A 23,158-nucleotide genomic window follows, 5' to 3' on the forward strand; every position below is an offset into this window, starting at 1 on the left:
TGATGATAAAAAATCAACGACAACAATAAATAAAAATAAAGAAGGAGTTGGTGTGAATCCTGTAGCTGGAATCGGTGGTGCTAGTTCTGGTACTGGGGGTGATGATGGTGCTGATCAAGTTGGCAGTTATGGTTTGCAGCAGGCTCGGACTTTGCTTGATGGTGGATGGGGTGTAGATATTGTTTCTACTATTGCTACTGTTTCTGCTACCGCTACTGTTTCCTCTTTTGTTAACACTGTTGATGCTGCCTCTACTAGTGCTGCTACCTCTGTGGGTAAGGGTGGTAGTGGTGATAGGACTAAGAAGGGCAAGGGACCTGCTCCTAAGAGAAGTTATACCGCTGGCGTTGTTGTTTCTACCGCTGCTGTTCATCCTATTCCTACTGGCGCAAATGTTCTTCCAGAAGTATTTAGTATCACTTCTTTTCAAACTATGGAGTGTTGCGGTTTCTGTGTTTATGCTCCGGATTTGTTAGCATTACGTGGTATGGAAAATGATTTTTTACGTACCGCTGAAGAGGTGGCTATTTCAATTTTTAGATCTCGAGTTAGAGAGTCCACTTTTTTACCTGGTGCTCTTGAAGAAAGAGATATTTGTAGCTTACGTAGTGAATTGTTTGCTGCTTTTGAAGCAGATATGAGTGATTCTACTTTAGTGTACTTTGAGAATGTTTATCGTAGAGTTATTTCTTCTTTGCATCTTGTTGATGGAGAGAGGATGAGGTTTAGTAGCGAGGAAGCAGATAATTTTAGTGGATTGTTTTTTGCTAGTACAGTTACTAGGGTTAGAGAATGCCTGGTACCTATATGGAATGCAGAGATTTCTCGGGCCTTGGGTGGTATTCGAAGTGCTACTACTGACACTGCTACTACTGCTGCTGCCTCTTCTACATCTTTATTGCTTCCTAGTTCTTCTTTTCCTGTGCCAGGATTTGTTGGTCTTGTAGATTTGTTTGGGTTTGAAGTATCTCCTGATTTTAGTGGAGTGGTTAACAGACTCATATTTGAGGTTGGTGCGTTGGCTAAATGTATTTACCCCTATATGGTAAAGTCTCCAGTGTCAGGTGTCCTGCGTAAGCTTTCAGATTCTGAACGACGCTCTTGGTGTGCAGATAATATGATGTTCTATGAGACCAATTTCTTGGCCAGATGCCTTGCTGTATATTATGCTAAGCTCCTTCCTGATTTTATTAACCCTCTTTGCAGTGTCAGAGTATGGGATTCCTCTGGTCATAGCCTGTTGCCATTAACAGGAAACAGGTTAGGAGATTTTTGGGTATCTTTGTATAAAGCCATTCTCAAGGTTTTAGGGAGTTTTTTTGTTGCAAGGTGGTCTGCACTTACTAGGAGATTTTTTGTTCCATTAGGCCCTGAAGAGGGATTATTTGCTCCTTGTGGTGGAGATTTTGTTAGTGCTCATGCTAAGTCCGGTGTTCCTTCGTTGTCAGTTCCAAGATCTGGTTCAATTATTGGAAGAATGAAAGTACGAGTGGTACCTTATGGTGATGATGGTTATGTAGATTTGTTTGGGTTTAAAGTACTTCCTGAGGTTAGGGAAATAGTTGATGTTCTTATCTGTGATGTTGGTGCACTGGCTAGGAATATTTACTTGTCTGTGGTAAGAATTCAAGTGTTGGATGCTCTGAGTAAGCTCTCAGATTCTGAGCAATGTGCTTGGCTTATAGCTAATATGATGCTTTATAAAACTGCCCTTGTTGCTAAGTGCTTCGCCGGGTATCGTGCTGAGTTTCGTCTCGGTTTTATTGACTCTTTTTTTGGTGTCGGAGCACGTGATACTTTTGGTCGTGACTTGTTGTCACTAAGTGGGAACGATTTAATAATTTTTTGGACATTCTTAGGTAGATCTATTATAGGAGCTGCGGAGGATGTTTTTTCATCGGAGTGGAGTAAATTTACTAATCGGTTTTTTGCTCCATTAAGCCCTGAGGAGTCAGCATTTTCCGTTCTTCGTGGGGAAGATTTTGTTAATGCTTATGCTAAGGTTGGTGTTCCTGCGTTGGCAATTTCAGGGGGAGGTTCAATGATACGAGAACGAAGAGCGCAAGCAGTATCTCGTATTGCTGAAGTAGATGGTGGTAGTTCTGTAGCTGGTGGTAATTCTGAGTCTCGATTGAGACCTCAGTTAGCTACGGTTGATGCTAGTTCTTCTGCCTCGGAAATTTTAGGGAGTGAGTTACTTGCTTCTTCATCTGGATTGGTAACAGTGGTAGCAACTAGTGTCCCTTCTGTTACTACTTCTGTTGGGGTAGGAGAACTTGATATGGCGGCTGGAAGTAGTGGCGGTACTGATTATTCTTTAGGACTCAAGAAGTCATTTATGATTAGACTGCGGGCTATTGGTGAGCCTTTCTCTTCGGGTATGTCTTCTTCTTCGGTGTCCGCCAGTAGTGATGTTGCTGCTGGACTTTTATCTTCAGCACCTGCAGTGATGGGTAGTGTTCCGTCAGTATCAACTACTACTGCCTACGCTTATTCTGGGGATGAGGATATAGGAGTTAAATTGGCAGCATTGATGAATAGTAGTTTGCCACCTTCACCGCCATCTGCTAGTAAGTTAACTCCCCCTACTGAAGGCGAAGCTTCTTCTTCAAGTCGAGGAAGTGGTGGGGGAAAAAGGAAAAGGGAAAATTAGGTGCTGGGTATTGCTCTTGTTTGTATTGCACGGTATTTTTATTGAGTAAGGTGCTTGTGTTGATTTTATGTTGTGAGAGTGATTTTTGAGATATTGCTTGTTAGCAATAGTTTCGTAATGTGATGTTGCATTGTAGTAGATTAGTCTTAAATTCTTGTGTGTTTGAGTTGATATGGGTTTTGTGTAAATTTGTCTGGTTTTGGCACATATTGTGGTTTATTTGGTGTGGTTTATTTGGCGATGTAAATATGATTATTTGGCATGTGTAGTTGGCCATTTTTCATTGGTGAGTTTTGTTGTTAGGCATACTATTGGCTGTGTGTGGTTCGTGGGGCATGGCGGTACCGTGTTCGTACGTTGGTTTATGTTTGATCTGCTCACGACTCCTTTCAGCTTGTGTGTTGCTTTCTGGTGTTCTTGGTTGTTTGTTCCAGCGCCTTGCGCTCTCGTAGACATAGAATAATAGTGTAGGGTGTTCTTTCTGCCTGTTTTGTTATGGTTGTAGCAAGTGTCTATGCTCGGATTGTGTTCCTGACGCGGTGGTGGTGCGTGTTGACCGTAAGTTGGTAACAACGGTAATAAAAAATCAACAACAGCGATTAATAATAAATAAAAAAGGAGCTTGATGTGTATCCTGTAGCTGGAGCCGGTGGTACTTGTCCTGGGGGTAATGATGATGTTGATCAAGCTGACGGTGGCGGTTTGCAGCAGGTTGATGCTTTACCTAGTGATGGATCGGGTGTAGCTGCTGTTTCCACCACCACCACTACTGTTACTACTACCACTGCTGCTACTACCACTGCTGCTACTACCACTGCTGCTACTACCACTGCTGCTACTTCCTCTGCTGCTACTACCGCTACCGCTACTTCCACCTCTGGACGTAAGGGTGTTGGTGATAAGGGCAAGAAACCTGCTTCTAGGAGGGGGAGGAGAAGTTATACTGCTGGTGTTGTAAGTCCTGCCGCTGCTACTGTTCGTCCTGTTCGTGAGGGTGTTGGTGATAGGGGCAAGAAACCTGCTCCTAAGAGGGGGAGGAGGAGTTATACTGCTGGTGTTGTAAGTCCTACCTCTGCTGCTGTTCATTCTGTTCCTACTGGCGCAGGCGTTCTGGGAGCAGTTGATATTACTTCTTCTCAAGAACCCGTAGAGTGTTGCGGTTTTCATATTTGTACCTCGGATTTGCTAGAATTACGTAGAATGGAAGGTGACTTTTTAAGTGCCGTTGAGGGGATGGTTGCTTCAATTTTTAGATCTCGGATTGAAGAATGTCGTTTATTGCTACTTAGTGCTTCTGGGGAAAGAGAGTTTTGTAATTTACGTGATGAATTGTTTGCTATTGCTGAAGTAGATATGGGTTGTTTTACTCGAGGGTACTTTCAGAATATTAGTTGTAGAGTTACTTCTTCTTTTCATCTAGTTGCTGGAGAGCGTGTGAGGTTTGGTGATGATGAAGCCGGTCGGTTTAGTGACCTGTTTTTTGATCATACAGTTGGTGAGCTTAGGGTACGCTTAGCGGCTTTGTGGAATTCAGAGATTTCCCGAGCTTTGGGTGGTGTTTCAGGTACAACCACTACGACTGCTGCTCCCGATACGACTGCTGCTCCCGCTGTTATTCGTCCTATTCCTAATCATGCTCCCACTGTTATTCGTCCTATTCCTGTAAAGGTTGCTCCTGTTGTTGTTTTATTTCCTCCCAGTAATGTTCGTCCTACTCCTGCTCCTGCTCCTGCTCCTGCTCCTGCTCCTGCTCCTGCTCCTGCTCCTACTGGTGCAGATGTTGTGGAAGTAGTTGATCTCGCTTCTTCTCAAGAATCTGTAGAGTGTTGCGGTTTTTATGTTTGCACCCCGGATTTGCTGGAATTACGTAGAATAGAATGTGACTTTTTAAGTGCCGTTGAGGGAAGGGCTGCTTCGATTTTTAGAGCTCGGTCTGGAGAATGCAGTTTGTTACTGCCTGGTGCTTCTAGAGAAAGCGGGATTTCTAGTTTACGTGATGAATTGCTTTCTATTGTTGAAGTAGAGATGGTTGGTTTTGCTCGACGGTACTTTCAGAATGTTCGTCTTAGAGTTGGTTCTTCTTTGCATTTATCTGCTGGAGAGCGTGTTAGGTTTGGTGATGATGAAGCCGATCGGTTTAGTACATTGTTTTTTGATGGTACGGTTGCTAGGGTTAGAGAATGCTTAGCGCTTTTGTGGGATTCAGTGGTTTCCCAGGCTTTGGGTGGTGTTTCAGGTACTGTCACTACCACCGCCGCTCCTGCTACTACTATTACTACTACCACTCCTCCTCCTACCGTTGCTCCCACTATTATTCGTCCTACACCTGTGAGGGTTGGTTCTGCTTCTGTTGTAGTTTCTTCCGATATTGTTCGTCCTGCTCCTGCTCCTGCTCCTGCTCCTGCTCCTGCTCCTGCTCCTGCTCCTGCTCCTGCTCCTGCTCCTGCTCCTGCTCCTGCTCCTGCTGGCGCAGGCGTTCTAGGAGTAGTTGATCTCACTTCTTCTCAAGAAGAAACTTTAGAGTGTTGCGGTTTTCATGTTCTTGCCTCGGATTTGTTAGAATTACGTAGAATGGAAGATGATTTTTTATGTGCCCTTGAAAGAATGGCTGCTTCAATTTTTAGATCTCGGGCTGGAGAATGCCGTTTATTACTACTTAGTGCCTCTGAAGGAATCGATATTTCTGGTTTAAGTGATGAATTGTTTGCTACTGTTGAAGTAGATACGGCTGATATTGTTGGAGTGTACTTGCGAAATATTCGTCTTAGAGTTAGTTCTTCTTTGCATTTAGCTGCTGGGGAGCGTTTTAGGTTTGGTGATGATGAAGCCGATCAGTTTAGTAGATTATTTTTTGATAGTACAGTTGTTAGGGTTAGAGAACTCTTAGCGGTTTTGTGGAATTCAGTGGTTTCCCAAGCCTTGGGCGGTGTTTCAGGAGCTACCGCTACCAACGCCGCTCCCACTACTACTGTTACTCCCACTACCACTGTTACTCCAACTGCCACTGTTACTCCAACTACCACTGTTACTCCAACTACGACTGTTACTCCAACTACGACTGTCACTACTGCCGTTTCTTCTTCTGCTAGTGGCAGGGGCGGTGTTTCTGCGTCGGCAATTTCAGGGGCTGGTTTAGCAACGAGAAGACTAAGATCACGATTAGTATCTTATTGTGATTCCGAAGTAGATGATAGTAGTTCTGCGGTGGCTGGTGGTAGTTCTGCTGCGGCTGGTGGTAGTTCTGCTGCGGCTGGTGGTAGTTCTGCTGCGGCTGGTGGTAGTTCTGCTGCGGCTGGTGGTAGTTCTGCTGCGGCTGGTCGTGGTTCTGTTTCTCGCAAGAGAGGTAGGAAAAGGAAAAGTAAAAATTAAGTGGTGAGTATCGATTTTATGTGACTCGTAATATAAATAAACATTTGGAGTGTTGCTCTTCTTATATTACGTGCTTTGTGTTTTGTTTTAGTTGTAAGTAAGTTTCTGTTCCCAGATTGTGCTTTTTGTGTAGATAGAAAAGGAATTAGGTGTGAACTATGCAACTGGGTTTATGCGCTAGTTCTGATTCTTGGGATTGGTGATGATGCCGGAGTTGGCAATGGTAGCTTCAGTGGGCTAAAGTTTTCTCCTGGTTGTAGATTGATATAGTTATCCCTGCTACTACTTCTGGTGCTACATCTCTGTTGTTACTTCCTTCGCTGTTCACTACCTCCACTGGTTCTGATGCCTCTGTGGGAGGGGTAATATGGTGGTGGGGCAATAGGAATGAGGGGCAATGGATGTGTTTCTAGGAGTTATGCTGGTGATATATAGTTCCTATCAGCCGCTGTTTATCATCTTGCTGAGATAAGTATAGCTTCTTCTGGCACAGGAGTTTTTCTAGAGGGAGTTTTTCACTCTTTTCAAACGGTGGGGTATTGCGTTTTTCGTATTTATATTCCGGGTTTACTAGAATTACGTAGTATGGAGAATGATTTTTTACGTACTGTTGAGGAAGTGGGCGTTTCAATTTTTAGATCTCTGATTAGATAATTATTTTTCTTAAGTGTTGCTTTGGGGAAAGATGGGTTTTTCTTTTACGTTGTTAATTGTTTGCTGCTGTTGAAGTGGGAATGTATTGCTTTTATTAAGTGTGTCCTGATAACGTATCATCGTAGCCCTGTATCTCGTTGGTGAAAAGAGTAGGAGATTTGGTGGCGTGGGAGCGCTTGTTTTAGGTAATTATTTTTTGCCGATACAGTCAATAGGGCTAGAGAGTGTTTGGTTCTTACATGAAATTCAGAGGTTTTTTGTACCTTTGTAGTATCAAAAGCGTTACTACTGTTTCTGCTTCTACACCTTCATTGATTTGTTGTTTTTGTAGATTTGTTCGGATTTGAGGTGCTTCCTGAGGTTAGCTAAATAGTCAATGTTCTTATCCGTGAGATGATTAGTGCATTGGTTAGTCTTATTTTCGGTCTATTGTGAGAATTTTAGTGTTGGATGCCAAGATAAGTAAGCCTTCTGAGTAACATACTTGGTTTGTAAGTTTATGAAGCTTTATAAAATTGTCCTTGTTGCCGGGTCTTTTGCCACGTGTTGAGCTGTATTTAGTCCTGAGTTTATTGACTCTTTTTTAGTGTTGGAGCAAGGGATACTTATGTTCTTAGCTTGTTATCAGCGAGAAATAGTTAAGAGGTTTTTGGATATCTCTAGATAGAGCCCATATAAAAGCTATGGAGGATGTTTTTGTAGCAGAGGAGTGGATGTTGGATAGAAGCTTTTTTATTTCATTAGTCTCTGGAGAGGAATCATAATCTACTGTTCTTTGTGAGGGGAGATTTTGTTAATATTTATGCTGAGGATGGTGTTCCTTCGTTGGTAGTTTTAAGTTCTGGTTCAATTATGAGAGAACGAAGAGCATGGGCAGTGTCTCATGTTGATGAAGAGATATCAGTTATCTATGTATCTATGTTAGCACTGATTCTTCTTCCTTAGATTTTTCAGAGCCGCCGGTATTTTGGCTAGAAAGAAGAAGTTGAATTGTCTATGGTCGGTGCTTCTGTTGCTGCTATCCTGGGATTTTTTAGGAGATGATCATCTAAGTGTATATAGTGCTAACAATTAGTGCTTCTTCTGTCATTACTTCTGTTGAGATATAAGGATTTACTATAGCAGCTGGAAGCAGTGATCATACTTATTATTCTTTAGGACTCAATAAATCGTTTATGATTAGACAAGTTATTGGTAGTCCTTCCTCCTCTGGTATGTATTATTCTTTGGTGTTTTATAGTAGCGTTTCATCAGTAGTAGCACATTACTGATACTGATTATGGGAAGGGCGGTGGTATAGGGGAGAGATTAGTGTCATTGCTTTGCTGAATCTAGATTTGCCACCTTCACCACCACTTATCAATTCCTATGGAAGAGATAAAGCTTTTCCATTATATCGTGGAAGTTGTAAAAGTAAAAGTTAAAATTAATTGTTTTAAATGTTAAGTATTATTCTTATTTGTACTGCACGATATTTTTATTGAGAAGGGTGTTTGTTTTAATTTTGTGGTGCATGAGTGATTTTTGAGATATTGCTCGTTAACAGTAATTTTGTAATGTGATGTTGCATTGTAATAGATTAATCTTAAATTGTTGTGTGTTTTCGGCATATATTGTGATTTATTTGATGATAAAAATATGATTAGTTGGTATATACAGTTGGCCATTTTTCATGGGTGAGTTTCGCTGTTCAGCATACTATGTACCATTGGTCTTTTTGTGAGGTGCGTAAGATACAACGGGCGGCTTGCATTTGTGTGTTGATCTGTATTCAATCTGATTAATTTTTGTCTGTGTATTGCTTTCTGGTGCGAATAGTGTAAGTGACTTTTCCACGTGCCTCGCATTTTGTTGTTGTAACTGTCGGTAAGCACCCAGTGTACATACTCTGTGCTAGCTATAAGTTAATAACAATGATGATAAAAAGTCAATACCAACAATCAATACTAAATAAAAATAAAAAGGAGTTTGGTGTGAATCCTATACCTGGAGTAGGTGGTGCTGGTTCTGGTCCTGGGGGTGATGATGATGCTGATCAAGTTGACACTGGTGGTTTGCAGCGAACTCAGTCTTCTTCTGGTGGTGGATTGGGTGAGGATATAGCTTCTACTACTGCTACTGTTCCCTCTAGCGTAACCATTTCCTCTACTGTTACTGTTTCTGCCGCCGTTACTACTACTACTTCTGCTGCTGCCACTAGTGCCGCTACCTCTGTTGTGGGTAAGGGTAGTAGTGGTGGTAGGAGTGATAAGGGTAAAGGACCTGCTGCCCCCAAGAGGAGTTGTACCACTGCTGATGTTTTAGTTTCTGCTGCCGCTGTTTCTGCTCCTACAGCTACTGCCGGCACAAGTGTTATGGAATTGGCTGATCTCACTTCTGCCCAAACTGTAGAGTGTTGCGGTTTTCTTGTTTATACTTCAGATTTGTTAGTATTACGTAGAATGGAAGATGATTTTTTACGTACCGTTCAAGGAGTGGCTGCTTCAATTTTTAGATCTCGAGTTGGGGAATTACCTTTGGTGCACGGTGTTTTTGTGGCAGAAGATGTTTCTATTTTGCGTGGTGAATTGTTTGCTGCCGTTGAATTGGCTATGAGTGGTTTTGCTTTGTCGTACTTTGAGGGTATTTATAGTAGAGTTATTTCTTCTCTTCGTGTCGTTTCCAGAGAGAGCATTGCATTCAGCATTGAGGAAGCCAATTGTTTTAGGGGGTTGTTTTTTGATAATACAGTTAATAAGGTTAAAGAACTCCTAGCTGTTACCTGGAGTTCAGAGATTTATCGGGCCTTGGATAAAGCCCTACTAAGTGTTTCTGCCCCCGCTTCCACTACCACTCGTGTTCCTGCTCCCGTTTCCACTACCACTCGTGTTCCTGCTCTCGTTTCCACTACCACTCGTGTTCCTGCTCCCGCTTCCACTACCACTCGTGTTCCTGCTCCCGCTTCCACTACCACTCGTGTTCCTGCTCCCGCTTCCACTACCACTCGTGTTTCTGCTCCCGTTTCCACTACCACTCGTGTTTCTGCTCCCGTTTCCACTACCACTCGTGTTTCTGATCCCGTTTCCACTACCACTGTTGCTACTACTACACAGCTTTCCCTTGAACCGGGGGGTGTTGGTCTTATAGATTTGTTTGGGCTTAGAGTACTTCCTGAGTCTAGTGAAGTGGTTGACAGTATAATAGCTGAGGTTCTTGTATTTGCTGGACGTGTTTACACTAATGCGGTAAGAATTCCAGTGTCTAGGGCCGTACGTAATCTTTCAAATTCTGAACAACGTGCTTGGTGTTTATTTAATGCGAGGCTTTACGAGACCAGATTTGTTGCTAGGTGCTTTGCTGCGTGTTTCGCTATGGCCCTCCCTAGATTTGTTGGCCCTCTTTGCAGTATCAGAGCATGGGATTCTTCTAGTCGTAGCTTGTTGCCATTAACGGGAGGTAGGTTAAGAAGTTTTTGGGTATCTTTAGATGGCGCTATTCTCAAGGCTGTGATGGGTCTTTTTATGGCAAAGTGGAATGCATACACCGAGGACCTTTTTGTTCCGTTATCTCGCCTTTGTGGAAGAGATTTTGTTAATGCTTGTGCTGGTGATTCTTCGTTGTCAGCATCGAAATTTGCTTCAACTGCTGGAGTAATGAGAACACAAGCAATGCCTCATGGTCATCGTGCATATTTGTTTGGTTTCGAAGTGCTTCCTGAGGTTAGAGAAATGGTTAATGTTCTTATCCGTGAAGTTGGTGAGTTGGCCAGAAGTATTTTCTCATCTATGGTAAGAGTTCTAGTTTTGGATACCATTAGTAGGCTTTCAGCTTCTGAACAATGTGCTTGGCTTATATCTAATATGATGCTTTATAGAACTAGCCTTGTGTCTAGGTGCTTTGACAGGTATTTTGAAGAGCTTTATCCTGATTTTACTCGCTCTCTTTTTAGAGTCAGAGTCGGAGCGGAATATGCTTCTGGTAGTAGCTTGTTGTCATTAACTGGAGAGTTGTTAGAGAATTTTTGGTTATCTTTGGGTAGGACTATTGAAGAAACCATAGAGGAAATTTTTGTATCAGAGTGGAGTAAACTTATTACGCAATCTTTTGTCCCGTTAGAATCATCATCTACTGTTCTTTGTGGAGGGGATTTTGTTAATGCTCATGCTAGGGTTGGTGTTCCTGCATTGGCAGCTTCAGGGTCTGGTGTGATTATGAAGGTGATAAAACCAAGAACACAGGCGGTGTCTCGTGCTGGAGCAGCTGGTAGTGGTTCTGTAACTGCTGATGTTTCTGAGGTTCAATTGAGGAGACCTCAATTATCTACGGTTGGTAATAGTCCTGTAACAACTAGTGCTCCCTCTGTTACTACTTCTGTTGTGGTGGAAGGATCTGCTATGGTAGCTGGAAGTAGTGGTCGTGTTGATTACTCTTTGGGATTAAAGAAATCACTTATGATTAGAGGAAGTATTGGTGGGTCTTCCTCTTCAGGTGTGTCTTCTTCTTCGGGTATGCCTTCTTCTTCGGGTATGCCTTCCTCTTCGGGTATGCCTTCTTCTTCGGGTATGCCTTCTTCTTCGGGTATGCCTTCTTCTTCGGGTATGCCTTCTTCTTCGGGTATGCCTTCCTCTTCGGGTATGCCTTCTTCTTCGGGTATGCCTTCCTCTTCTTCGGGTATGCCTTCCTCTTCAGGTGTGCCTTCTTCTTCGGGTATGCCTTCCTCTTCGGGTATGCCTTCCTCTTCGGGTATGCCTTCTTCTTCGGTGTCCTCCAGTAGCAGTGTAGCTGGTGGATCTTTATCTTCGGCACCTCCTGTAGTGCTGGGTAGTGTTTCATCAGTAGCAACTGCTATTGCTGCCACTACTGCCTACACTTATTATGGAAATGATGATATAGGGACGAGATTGGCAACATTGATGAATCGTGGTTTGTCATCTTCGATACCTGCTAGTGAATCAACTCCTGCTGAAGGCGAAGCTTCTTCTTCAAGTCGGGGAAGTGGTAGGGGCAAAAGAAAAAGGAAGAAGAAAAGTTAAATGATTAGTGTTGTATTACACTTGTTGGCTGAGTAAGGGGTTCGTGTTCATTTTATGCTGAGTGAGTGATTTTTGGGGTACTGCTCGTTAACGTTGATTTTGTAATGTGGTGTTGCATTGTAGTATATTAGTCTTAGATTGATTGTTGTGTGTCTGCGTTGGTGTAGGTTTTGTGTGTATTTTCCTGGTTTAGCACGATTGTGGTTTGTTTGATAATATAAGTGTAGGTGTCACTGTTAGTTGGTACAATACCTGGTTTGGCTGTTCTTCATAGGTGAGTTTTATTGTTCATTACACTACAGCACGCTATCAGTTTTGTGTGATTCGTAAGGTTTTGTGTGTGATGAGTAAGACGTAATAAATTCGTGTTCGTGTTGGTTTATATTTGACCTGCCTAATTTCTTTCATTTGGTGTGTTGCTTTCTATTGTTTGTACTTGGTTGTTAGCTCTAGTACTCTGCACCCTCCGGGTTTTATTGTTTTTGTCATGATTATAGGTAAGTGCTTAGTGTTTGTGATCGGATTGTGTTTCTGATGAGGGGGTGATGTGTATCGGCTATAAATTAATAGCAACGGTGGTAAACTTCATTAATAACAATAATAAGTAAAAAAAAGTTGGGTGTATCCTGTAACTGGAGTCGGTGATTCTGGTCCTGGGTGGTAATGATGGTGCTGGTCAAGTTTTGCCTTATGGTGGATTAGGTGTAGTTACTATTGCTATTAATTCTCCTATTTCTACCTTTGTTGCTATTTTATTTGCTGTTGCTCTGATATTATTGTTCGTGTCACTTCTGTTTGTTATCCTGCTGAGATAAGAATTGCTCCTACTTCTTTTGGCACAAGTGTTCTTCTAGAGTGGGTTAATATCACTCTTTTCAAACTATGGAGTATTGCTATTTCTGTTATTCCATATTTATTAGAATTACGTAGCATGGAAAATGGTTTTTTACTTATTATCGAAGAAGTGGTTGCTTCAATTTTTAGACCTCCGTTTTTCTTAGGTGTTGCTTTTGGAGAAAGAGGGATTTCTATTTTGCGTTGTGAATTGTTTGCTGTTGTTGAAGTGTGTGTACGGTTTTAATGAAGTGTACCTTGAGAATGTTCATCGTGGAGTTATTTCTTCTTTGTATTTAGTTGGTGTAGGTAGTAGGAGAAATTGAGATGTCAATTATATATGATCATACTTTTTCTTCTTCTGTCTTGAGAATGTTTAGGAGATGGAATCATCTGAGTAGATAGTAGCGCCAACGACTAATGTTTCTTCTTTCTGTTACTACTTCTGTTATTAGTGCGTCTGTGTTGATATAGGTTTTGTCTAGGTTTATCTGTTTTTAGCACAAGATTGTGGTTTATTTGACGACATAAATATGACTATTTTTGGTATGTGTATTTGACTTTATAAGTAATTTTTGTTGTTCAGCATACTATCTGTTTTGTGTGTATGGTGAGTAAGTCAGAATAAACTAGTGTGTTCTTATGTTGATGTCGCTATCTGCTGTGTTGATTCATATTTGATCTGCTTAACTTTTTCCCCCAGTTGGTGCGTTGTTTGCTAGTGTGCTTGGTTGTTTACTACAACGCTTTACCTTCTGGTACATAGAGGTAATGGTGTAAGAGCTTTTTCTGTGTGCTCTGCGTTTTGTTGTAGGTAATCACCTGGCGAATATGCTCAGATCGTGTTTCTTATGTGGGGGGTGATGTGTTAGCTGTAAATCTAATAGTAATGGTGGTAGAAAATCAGTAACAACAATCAGTAATAAATAAAGAGGGGGGGGGTTGTTGTGAATCCTGTATATGGGGTTGGTGGTGCTAGTTCTGGTCCTGGTGGTGGTAATGATGATGCTGATCAAGTTGACAGTAATGGCTTGCAGCAGCTTCAGACTTTGCCTGTTAGTGGATTAGGTGTAGCTACCATTGCTACTACTGCTACTGTTTACACTACCACTACTATTCCCTCTGCTGTTACTGCTTCTGCTTTCATTACCACTGCTGCTGCTTCCACTAGTTCCACCACCACCTCTGTAGGTAAGGGTATTAGTGGGGGTGGGAGTAATAAGGGCAAGGGACCTGCTCCTAAGAGGAGTTATACTACTGGCGTTGTTGCAGTTCCTGCTACTGCTGTTCATCCTGCTACTGCTGGCGCAAATGTTATAGAAGCAGTTGATTTTAATTCTTCTCAAACTATGGAGTGTTGCGGTTTTCGTGTTTGTACTCCGGATTTGTTAAAATTACGTAGAATGGAAGATAATTTTTTACGTGCCGTTCAGGGAGCAGCTGCTTCAATTTTTAGATCTCGGGTTGGAGAGTTCCCTTTCTTAGGTGGTGCTTTTGTGGCAGAAGATGTTTCTAATTTGCGTGATGAATTGTTCTCCACTGTCGAATCAGGTATGAGTGATTTTGCTGTTTCGTATTTTGCGGATGTTTATAGTATGGTTGTTTCTTCTTTTCATCTGGTTGGTGAAGATATTGTGATGTTTGGTAGTGAGGAGGCCAATCAGTTTAGGGAATTATTTTTTGATAATACAATTGATAGGATTAGAGAGCGCCTAGCGATTACGTGGAGTTCAGAGATTGCCCGGGCCTTGGATAAAGCTCTAAGTGCTTCCTCCCCTGTTCCTACTACCACTACTGTTTCCACTAATATTCCAGCTCCCGCTCCTGTTCCAGCTCCCGCTCTTACTAGAATAGCTACCACTACCACTACCACTGTTGCTACTGCTTCTTCTATATCTTCATTGCCTACTGGTCCTTTTTCTCCTGAGCCAGGTTGTCTTGGTCTTGTAGATTTATTTGGGTTTGGAGTACCTCCTGATATTACTGTAGTAGTTAGCAATCTCATATCTGAGGTTTGTGCATTGGCTAAACGTATTTACATTAGTTCGGTAAGAATTCCGATGTCAGGGGCCCTGCGTAATCTTTCAAATTCTGAAAAATGTGCTTGGTGTTTATCTAATAGGAAGCTTTATGAGATCAAATTTTTGGCCAGGTGTTTTGCTGCGCATTGTGCTAAGGCCATTCCTGTTTTTATCGATCCTCTTTCCAGTATCAGAGCATGGGATTCTTCTAGTCGTAGCTTGTTGCCATTAACGGGAGACGGGTTAAGAAATTTTTGGGTATCCTTAGATAGAGCTATTCTTAGAGCTGTAATGGATTTTTTTGTGGCAAGGTGGAATGCACTCACTGAGCACTGTTTTGCTTCATTATCTGATCTTTCTAGAAGAGATTTTGTTAATGCTTATGTTAGGGTTGGTTCTCCGTTGTCAGCATCAAAATTTGCTTCAATTACTGAAAGAATGAGAGCACAGTCAATGCCTCATGGTGATCATCATGTAGATTTGTTTGGGTTTGAAGTACTTCCTGAGGTTAGCGAAATAGTTAGTGTTCTTATCAGTGAGGTTAGTGTACTGGCTAGACGTAATTACTCGTCCATGTCAAGACTTCTAGTGTTGGATACCATGAGTAAACTTTCATCTTCTGAACAATGTGCCTGGCTTGTAACTAATATGATGCTTTATAAGACTTCCTTTATGTCTAGGTGCTTTGCTGAGTACCGTGGTGGGCTTTGTCATGATTTTGTTCACTCTCTTTTTAGTGTCGGAGAGGATGATGCTTCTAGTGATAGCCTATTGTCATTAGAGGGAAACAGGTTAGGAGATTTTTGGGTATCTTTGAGTAAGGCTATTGTAGAAACTATAGAGGGCATTTTTGTAGAAGGGTGGAGTGAACTCGTTGGGCGATCTTTTGATTCGCTAGAATCATCATCTACTGTCCTTTGTGGTGGAGATTTTGTTAATGCTTATTCTAAGATTGGTGTTCCTGCGTTGGCAGCTTCAGGTACTGGTTTAATTATGAGAGGACGAAGAGTAAAGGTAGCGTCTCGTAGTGATGAAGCAGACGGTAGTGGTTCTGTAGTTGGTAGTAGTTCCGCTTCTGTAGCTGTTAGTATTGTGGCTAGTGGTAGTTCCGTAAGTGCTCCTTCTGTTACTACTTATGTTGAGGTAAAAGAATCCTCTGCGATTATTAGAAGAGGTCCTTTTAGTGTACCTAAGAAATCATTTATGAGTAGATATAGTGCTGGCGGTGGTGCTTCTTTTTCTGGTATGACTTCTTCGGTGTCCTCCAGTAGTAGTGTAGCTGCTGGATCTTTATCCTCGGTATCTGCTATGGTTGGTGCTTCATCATTAGTAACTACTACTACCGCTGCTGCTGCTACTGCTTATACTTATTCTGGGGAGGAGGATGTAGGAGTGAGATTGGCGGCATTGATGAATCGTGGTCTTCCACCTTCACCGACTCCTGCTAGTGAATCAACTCTTACTGAAGGCAAAGCTTCTTCTTCAAATCGGGAAAGTGGTATAGGTAAAAGAAAAAGGAAGAAGAAAAGTTGAGTGGCTAGTTTTTGTATTGCGCTATAACGTTGGGTGAGAGGGGTTTGTGTTCATTTTAGGTTGCGTGAGTGATTTTTCAGACATTGCTCATTAGTAATAGTTTTGGAATATGATGTCGTATTGCAATAGGTTAGTCTTGGATTGTTGCATATCTGCGTTGTGTGGGTTTTGTTTAGATTTATTTGGTTTGGCACGGATTGAGGTTTGTTTGACAATACAAATGTGGATGCTACTGTTGGTTATGCTTGTTGACTATTCTTTATAGGTGATACTTGTTGCTCAGCATACTATCAGTTTTGTGTCTAATGTGTAAAACAGAATAAACTCGTGTTCGTATGTTGATTTATATTTGATCTGCTTAGTTTCTTTCATTTGGTGTGTTGCTTTATTTTGTTCTTGGTTGTTTGCTCCAGCATGCACCATCCGGTGCATAGAGATGATAATGTAGTGTTTCTTTCTGTATGCTTTGTGCTTTACTTTGGTTATGAGTGAGTACCTAGTGTTGTATATGATCAGGTTGTGCCTCTGATATGGTGGTGGTGTGTATTAGCTATAAATTAATAATAACGGTGATAGAAAATCAATAACAAAGATCAACAATAATAATAAGTAAAAAAAGAGTTGATTGTGGGTTCCACCTGGAATCGGTGGTTCTTGTTCTGGGGTAATAATGATGCCGGTCAAGTTGATATTGGAGGCTCACGGCAGGTTCAGGTTTTGCCTTATGGTGATTAGGTGTACCGTGTATTACTTCTGCTACTCTATCTTTGTTGCTATTTTCTTAGCTGCTGCTATCTCCACTGACGTTATTATCTCTGTGTGTAAGCTTATGATAGCTGTAGTAAGAATAAGAAGAGTAACGGATGTGTTCCCGCTATATTGCTGATATTTGTCACTGCTCTGTTTATTCTATTCCTATAAGAATTGCTCCTGCTCCTTCCCTTTTTGGCACTAGTGTTATTCTAGAGGAAGTTAATCTCACTCTTTTCAAACTATTGAGTAATGCGGTTTGTATATTTATATTCCGGATTTATTAGAATTATGTAGTATGGAAATGATTTTTTACGTACACTTTAAGAAATGGCTGTTTCAATTTTACATTGCGAATTGTTTGTTGCTGTTGAAGTGGTTGTGCACTGTCTTAATGAAGTGTACCTTGAGAAGGTTCATCATAGAATTTTCTTTGTATCTTTTTGGTGAAGAGAGGAAGGGATTTAGTGACATGGAAACTGTTAAATTTAGGGAATTATTTTTTGCCAATACAGTTTTATGGTTAGATAGTGTTTAGTGCTTATGTGAGCTTATATGGGAGAGAGGTTTGAATTTACTAGGCGCTTTTTTGCTTCATTAGTCTCTGGGCAGTAATCATCATTTACTGTTTTTGCGGAGGAGATTTTGTTAATGCTTAACTAGGGCTGTCTCTCTTGAGTTGGAAATTTCAGGGTTAGCTTCAATTATAAGATAATGAAGAGTACGGGCCGTATCTCATGTTGTTGAAGTAGCTAGTGGTAGTTATGTAGTTGGTGCTGATTCTGCGCCACAACTGAAATTTTAGTTATCTATGGGTAGCACTGTTTCTTCTGCCTTAGATTTTCCAAAGCCACCAATTTTAGCTAGAGAAGAAGTTAAATTGTATATGGTTGGTACTTCTTCTGCTCTCTTGGGAGTTTTTATGAGATGAATCATCTTAGTTGATGGTAGTCCTAACAACTAATGAGTATCCTGTTATTACTTATGTTAAGGTAGAAGAATTTACTGTAGCAGCTGGAAGTGGTGGTCATACTTATTATTCTTTAGGACTCAAGAAATCATTTATGATTAAACGTTGATAGCACTTCCTCTTAGGGTATGTCTTCTTCTTTGGTGTTTTACAGTAACGTTTCAACAGTAGCAGCTACTGTTGCTTATTATACTTATCTGGGGGGTGATATAGGAGTGAGATTGTCAGCATAACTGAATCGAGGTCTGCCCACCTTGCCACCACCTGCAAGTTAATCAACTCTTATGGAAGGTGAAGCCTATTCTTCACATCTGGTAAGTGGTAAAAGGAAAAGTTAAGTAATGAGTATTGGTCTTGTTTGTATTGCTTGATATGTTGATTAAGCGAGGGGATTGTGTTCATTTTGTGTTGTGTGAATGATATATTTCAAATATTGCCCGCTAACAGTAATTTTGTAATGTTATATTGCATTGTAATATATTAATCTTAGATTGTTGTTAGTGTATCTGCATTGATATTGGTTTTGTGCAGATTTGTCTGGTTTTAGCATAAATTGAGGTTTATATTTTATGATGCAGATATGACTATTAGTTGGTATATGTATTTGGCTATTTTTAATAGGAGATTTTTGTTGTTCAGCATAGCATCAGCTCCGTAGTTTTGTGTGTGATGCACAAGACAGAGTGTTATGCCTAAGACAGAACGAACTAGTTGTTCGTATGTTGATTTATGTTTGATCTGCTTAACTTCTTCCAGCTTGACTTCCTCTTCCAATTGATGTGTTTCTTGCTGGTGTTCTTGGTTGTTCGCTCTGGCACCTTGCGCTACTCCTGAACATAGAGGTAGTAGTGTGGGTGATTTTTCTGCGCGCTCTGTGTTTTGTTATAGTTGTAAGTAAGTGCCTGGTGTCTGTGCTTAGATTGTGTCTCTGATGTAGAGGTGATGTGTGTTAGCAATTAATAACAATGATGCAACGATGATAAAAAATCAGTAACAACGATTGATAATCAGTGAAAAAGGAGTTTGGTGTGAATCCTATAACTGGACTCGGTGGTGCTAGTTCTGGTATTGGGGGTGATGACGATGCTGATCAAGCTGACGGTAGTGGCTTGCAGCAGGTTCAGTTTTCGCTTGGTGATGGATTGGTTGCGGCTACCGTTTCTACTACTGCTACTACTTCATCTGCTGTTACTACCGCTGCTGCTACTACCTCCGCTGGTGCCACTACCTCTGTAGGTAAGGGTAGTAGTGGTAGTAGGAGTAAGAAGGGCAAGGGACCTGCTCCTAAGAGTTGTGCTACTGGTGTTGTAGTTCCTGCTACTGCTGTTCATTTTGCTGCTACTGCCACCGCCACAGCCACCGCTACTGCTGGCGCAAATTTTCTGGAGTTAACCGATCTTACTTTTTATCAGACTATTTCTCAGACTATGAGGTGTTGCGGTTTTCTTGTTTGTACCCCGGATTTGTTAGCATTACGTGCAATGGAAAGTAATTTTTTATGCACAGTTGAAGAAGTGGCTGGTTCAATTTTTAGATCTCGGATTGGGGAATCCACTTTATTTCATGGTAATTTTGGAGTAAGAGAGATTTCTGATTTGCGTGATGGATCGTTTGCTGCTGTTGAATTACATATGAGTGACTTTACTGAAATGTACCTTGCGGATGTTTATCGCAGAGTTCTTTCTTCTTCGCATCTCGTTGATGGAGAGATTATTGTATTTAGTAGCGAGGAGGCCTGTAGGTTTAGAGGATTGTTTTTTGCTGATACAGTTACTAAAATTGAAGAGCTTTTAGCTTTTACGTGGAATTCAGATATTTCCCGGACTTTGGGTAGCGTTCTAGGTGCCCCCGCTTCTGATTGCACTCGCCGTGCTACCACTTGCGCTCACGCTGCCATTGTTGCTCCTGCTACCGTTACCGATCACACTCGAGCTGCTGCTATTACTACCTCTCCCAATCCAATTACCGCTCCCGCTTCTGATTGCACTCGACGTGTTAACATTCGCACTCGCGCTGCTGCTCCCGCTTCCATTGACGATCCCACTACCACCACCACCACTGTTACTACTGTTTCTTCTACACCTTCATTGCTTCCTGATCCTTCTTCCCTTGATCCAGGATTTGTTGGTTTTGTAGATTTATTTGGGTTTGGAGTACTTCCCGAGCTTAGTGAAGTGGTTAATAGACTAATATCTGAGGTTTGTGCATTTGCTAAACGTATCTACCCACATATGGTAAGAGCTCCAGTGACAGATGTCCTTTGTAAGCTTTCAGGTTCTGAACAATTTGCTTGGTGTATAGATAATATGATGTTTTATGAGACCAATCTTGTGGCCAGGTGTTTTGCTGCGTATTATGCTAAGTTCCTTCCTGAATTTATTGATCCTCTTTGCAGCGTAAGAGCATGGGATTTTTCTAGTCGTAGCTTGTTACCACTAATGGGAAACAGGTTAGGAGATTTTTGGGTATCTTTAGATCAAGCTGTTCTGAGAGCTGTAGGGAATTTTTTTACGGCAAGGTGGGATTCACTAATTAGGCACCTTTCTGTTCCATTAGGACCTGGAGAGGGGTCATCTGCTCTTTGTGGAGGAGATTTTGTTAATGCTTATGATAAGGTTGGTGTTCCTTCGTTATCAGTTTCAAGATTTGGTTTAATTACTGGAGGAACGAGAGCACAAGTAGTACCTCATGGTGGTGGTTCTGTAGCTGATGGTCATTCTGTAGATTTGTTTGGGTTTAAAGTACCTCCTGAGGTTAGCGAAATGTTTAATATTCTTATCTGTGGGGTTAGTGCGTTGGCTAGACGTACTTATTCATCTTTAGTAAGAGTTCCAATGTTGGATGCTCTGAGTGTGCTTTCATCTTCTGAACAACATGCTTGGCTTGTAGCTAATGTGATGCTTTATAAAACTGCCTTTATGGCCAAGTGCTTTGCCGAGTATTGTGCTGAGTTTCGTCCTGTTTTTATTGACTCTCTTTTTGGTGTTAGAGCATGGGATACTCCTGGTAGTAGCTTCTTGTCATTAACGGGAGAACGCTTAAGAAGTTTTTGGATGCTTTTGGGCAGGGCTATTATGGAAGTTGTAGGGGATATTTTTGCGGCGGAGTGGGGTAAATTTACTAGGCCATTTTTTGCTTCTTTAGGCCCTGGAGAGGAATCATCATTTACTGTTCTTTGTGGTAGAGATTTTGTCAATGCTCGTGCTAAGGCTGGTGTTCCTGCGTTGGCAATTTCAGGGGCTGGTTCAATTATGAGGGCACGAAGAGCGCGGAAAGTATCTCATGTTGCTGAAGAAGCTAGCGGTAGTTCTGTGGCTAGTAGTAGTTCTGTAAGTGCTTCTTCCATTACTACTGCTGTTGTTGAAATAGAAGAATCCTCTACAATTACTAGAAGAAATCCTCTTAGTGGTCTTGGACCTAAGAAATCATTTATGAGTAGATTTAGTAGTGGTACTTCTTCTTCAGGTGTGTCTTCTTCTTCGGTGCTCTCCAGTAGTATTGTGTCTGCTGTTCCTTTATCTTCGGTATCTGTAGGGATGAGTAGTATTTCAACATTAGCAACTACTACTGACACTGGTTCTGGGGAAGGTGGTGATATAGGAGAGAGATTGGCAGCATTGCTGAATCGAGATCTGCCGCCTTCACCACCACCTGCTAGTGAATCGACTCCTGCAGGTGGAGGTGCTTCTTCTTCACATCGGGGAGGTGGGAAAAGGAAAAGGAAAAGGAAAAGCTAAAAGCTAGGTATTGAGTATTGTTCTTGTTTGTGTTGCATTGTAGTAGATTAGTCTTAGATTGTTGTGTGCCTGCGTTGATATGGGCTTTGTGTAGATTTATCTACTTGATTTTTTTATGTGCCGTATCTACATCTTCTGTTAGTTATATGTTGTTTTTTTTTGAATTGTCCGTTCTTTCATTTTTAAGTATGTCTTGAGTTTTATATATGTATGCTGCGCCTCGTTTTATGGGAATTTTTTAAATATCCTCATCTCTATCGATTAGTGAGGATCACAGCAGTAATACATAATAGACGGTTTGATGTCACCAATACATTAAGATTTATTCTAATATAATTATGTGCTTCACATTTTTTTATTTAGTTGGCAAACATAGCGATAGCGTTTTTTTCTATATCTTACATGTTATGTTATAAATAATATATATTACAGGGCATTATTTAATAATGTGTTTATTACTTACATTTCTTATAAATTTAATTGATACTTATAGTTATGTTAGTTGTTGACTAGCACAGACCTTTGTAGGGAAACCGAAAAACAAAGATTTATTCTCTATGTTTCTATAAAGATAGAGCTTATTATATTGTGAATGTGCAGGTATTTGTTGGCATAAAGTGATAAAATAAAAATATCAATCTTTTTGTGCTTAAATTTAAAACAAGTAAGATCTAATGTATGTGCTACAAGTTGCTTTATTAACTTATATTGTTTGCAGTAACTATTATTTTTTTACTCATTACTAACGAGGATATTATCAATGAATGTTTCTAAAATAATGAAAGCGGATAATTTTTGATTTTTTCATATTGTAATAGGCATGGTAATTTATACTAAATTGTCATTTATAACTATAATCCTTGTTATATCTGTAATGACTAGTGCACGTCTCTGCAAACAATGATATTGATAGAAAGTAAAACAATTAAAAAGTGTGACTATCCAATAGAGGCATTGGCTGATATACATTTATTGCTGGAAACAACATTGTTAAAGCACAGTTCCGATACGTCAGTCTCATCAGGAGGTAATGATACTACCATCAAACCAACTTAACTCACTAATATGTACCTTGGTTTTTTTACCAAATTTTGGACAAAAAACATGAAACATTTATGTTCAATCTTATCCGCAACATTATTCATACCGTTCCTAATGTACTACACTAACCCATGGATCAACTTTTTGTGGGGTGAATATAGTACTTGCACTTTTGTTATCATTTAAAATTTTGATGTTAACACGTCAGAAATTTGTAATAGAACTCTCAGTATTACTCACGTAGTACAATTCTTGGGATAGTAATTTATGCTCAAATATAGTACAGAAACCATTAATAATAGAATTCAACAATATCTCATAATTATTCAAAGAATGAAATTGAAGTAAGCATATCTTGATAAAAAAGATGATTGGTATAGTGTAGAATATTTACCTATAAGATCCTATACCTGTGTTATGCATGTATTATATCTAGATAAATTGTTTATGCCTTTGCAATATAAAGACAGGAGCAATATTATTTGCACCATTATCAAAATGAATGTTAACTAGTTAACTAAATAGGAACACAAAGAATCAGCATGAAACATTACATAATCACTCATAAAGAATTATCTCGTATG

The 23,158-nt window shown here is 40.6% G+C and carries 12 protein-coding genes; all 12 read left to right on the forward strand.

What is annotated here, in order from left to right; genetic code table 11:
- The first annotated feature begins 52 nt into the window (after window positions 1-52).
- Entirely contained in the window at window positions 53-2,653 is a 2,601-nt protein-coding gene (locus tag A6733_RS05065) for a hypothetical protein (protein WP_092460546.1), read from the forward strand.
- A 211-nt stretch (window positions 2,654-2,864) separates the two neighbouring features.
- Window positions 2,865-3,116 carry a hypothetical protein gene (locus A6733_RS09385; protein WP_139057486.1) on the forward strand — a complete coding sequence of 84 codons (252 nt, stop codon included), beginning with the start codon at window positions 2,865-2,867 and terminating at the stop codon, window positions 3,114-3,116.
- A 164-nt stretch (window positions 3,117-3,280) separates the two neighbouring features.
- Window positions 3,281-6,022, forward strand: coding sequence for a hypothetical protein (locus A6733_RS09390; RefSeq protein ID WP_242641597.1), 2,742 nt, complete (start codon window positions 3,281-3,283; stop codon window positions 6,020-6,022).
- A 1,431-nt stretch (window positions 6,023-7,453) separates the two neighbouring features.
- Window positions 7,454-7,621 carry a hypothetical protein gene (locus A6733_RS08895; RefSeq protein WP_175330533.1) on the forward strand — a complete coding sequence of 56 codons (168 nt, stop codon included), beginning with the start codon at window positions 7,454-7,456 and terminating at the stop codon, window positions 7,619-7,621.
- A 1,028-nt stretch (window positions 7,622-8,649) separates the two neighbouring features.
- Window positions 8,650-11,688: a hypothetical protein gene (locus A6733_RS08330; protein WP_141663459.1), complete on the forward strand. Its 3,039-nt coding sequence runs from the start codon at window positions 8,650-8,652 to the stop codon at window positions 11,686-11,688.
- Between the two features lie 641 nt (window positions 11,689-12,329).
- Window positions 12,330-12,503, forward strand: coding sequence for a hypothetical protein (locus A6733_RS08900; RefSeq protein ID WP_175330534.1), 174 nt, complete (start codon window positions 12,330-12,332; stop codon window positions 12,501-12,503).
- A 116-nt stretch (window positions 12,504-12,619) separates the two neighbouring features.
- Window positions 12,620-12,769, forward strand: a complete 150-nt coding sequence (locus A6733_RS08905) for a hypothetical protein (RefSeq protein ID WP_176695562.1) — start codon at window positions 12,620-12,622, stop codon at window positions 12,767-12,769.
- A gap of 700 nt (window positions 12,770-13,469) precedes the next feature.
- Window positions 13,470-16,076 (forward strand): hypothetical protein, encoded by a 2,607-nt coding sequence (locus A6733_RS05095; RefSeq protein WP_092460550.1) that lies wholly within the window; start codon window positions 13,470-13,472, stop codon window positions 16,074-16,076.
- Window positions 16,077-16,939: 863 nt separating this feature from the next.
- The gene (locus tag A6733_RS08910; protein WP_176695666.1) at window positions 16,940-17,113 is read left to right on the forward strand and encodes a hypothetical protein; all 174 of its coding nucleotides are present in this window, start codon (window positions 16,940-16,942) and stop codon (window positions 17,111-17,113) included.
- A 107-nt stretch (window positions 17,114-17,220) separates the two neighbouring features.
- On the forward strand, window positions 17,221-17,364 hold the full coding sequence (locus A6733_RS08915; RefSeq protein ID WP_175330728.1) for a hypothetical protein: 144 nt from the start codon (window positions 17,221-17,223) through the stop codon (window positions 17,362-17,364).
- 406 nt (window positions 17,365-17,770) lie between these two features.
- A complete protein-coding gene (locus A6733_RS09655) occupies window positions 17,771-17,905 on the forward strand; it encodes a hypothetical protein (RefSeq protein ID WP_278183852.1) in 135 nt (44 codons plus the stop codon).
- 919 nt (window positions 17,906-18,824) lie between these two features.
- Complete coding sequence (locus A6733_RS05105) at window positions 18,825-21,533, forward strand: hypothetical protein (protein WP_092460552.1); 2,709 nt, start codon at window positions 18,825-18,827, stop codon at window positions 21,531-21,533.
- The last annotated feature ends 1,625 nt before the right edge of the window (window positions 21,534-23,158 follow it).

Origin of the sequence: Candidatus Ichthyocystis sparus (genome assembly GCF_900078745.1) — a bacterium.
GTDB classification, from domain to species: Bacteria; Pseudomonadota; Gammaproteobacteria; order Burkholderiales; family 2013Ark19i; genus Ichthyocystis; species Ichthyocystis sparus.